The 1,041-nt window shown below is 29.8% G+C and carries 1 protein-coding gene; it reads left to right on the top strand.

All coding sequences use genetic code 11. From position 1 onward, the window contains the following. The first annotated feature begins 8 nt into the window (after positions 1–8). Positions 9–710, top strand: a complete 702-nt coding sequence (locus tag J1G40_RS18245) for a hypothetical protein (RefSeq protein ID WP_265244099.1) — start codon at positions 9–11, stop codon at positions 708–710. Positions 711–1,041 lie beyond the last annotated feature (331 nt).

Below are 1,041 nucleotides of genomic sequence, written 5' to 3'. Positions count from 1 at the left end.
GCTAACCAATGATAAAATTCTTTAGAAAAATCCGTCAAAATTTACTTTCTGAAGGGAAAACCGGGAAGTATCTCAAATACGCCATTGGTGAAATTATTCTTGTAATTATAGGCATACTCATTGCTCTGGCAATTAACCAAAAGAATACAGATAGAAACAATAATAAATTGAGGGATTTATACTTGATACAATTAAATGATGAAACCGATCTTAACATAAAAGAATTAATTGAATATAAAAACAGCTACATAAAAAGAGTTACTGAATTAGACACCTTGTTTGATATATTGGTAAACAGAGATTATGACAACCCAAAATTATTATCAAAATCAACAAAACTTTATGGCAGATTAACATTTAATCCAATAATGACAACATATGAAAATTTAAAGTTTTCTGGTGATTTAAAATTTTTTAGTGATATAGAATTACGCAATTCAATTTCTGAAACATATAATACCTTCAATGCTATAAAATCAGCTGAATTGATAGATCTAAAAGTAATAGATGTATATTATCAAGATTATTATATGCCAAATGCCAAAATAACAAATCTGAGTTTATCTTCAAATCATTTTGGTAAAGATGACTATTTCGAAAATACGGTTTCAGTACGCAGAATAACTATAAGACAAATCATAGATGCATATGATAATTCAATTGAATCATTAGAACAATTAAGAATTATTTTTGCAGACTTAAAAAAGTAAGATTAATTAATAACGAAAGCACAACAATGGCTATAAGTAATTGCTAGTTCTCGTCTACTTCTGAAAGTCCGCGAGGATTTTCAGTTTGGTGTGTACTTGCCTGCCGGCAGGCAGGCTTGCAAAATTAAGTACTAAACCACGCAACTACTCATAGCCGAGACCGTTGGCCTTCATTATGACCAACCATTAACCAATGATAAAATTCTTTAGAAAAATTCGTTTCGACCTCATGGAAAAAAACAAAACCGGAAAGTATTTGAAATATGCGATTGGTGAAATTGCACTTGTTGTTATTGGAATTTTGATTGCGGTAAGTATTAATAATTGGAAT

The sequence above is a fragment of the Muriicola sp. Z0-33 genome (genome assembly GCF_026126425.1).
Taxonomy (GTDB): Bacteria; Bacteroidota; Bacteroidia; order Flavobacteriales; family Flavobacteriaceae; genus JAFMPW01.
The sequence above is the reverse complement of the archived record's forward strand: the minus strand, read 5'-3'. Positions and strand labels throughout refer to the sequence as shown.

What these genes read in the sequence shown, in the direction of transcription:
- J1G40_RS18245 (WP_265244099.1), top strand. Translation starts at nt 9, where the DNA reads ATGATAAAATTCTTTAGAAAAATCCGTCAAAATTTACTTTCTGAAGGG.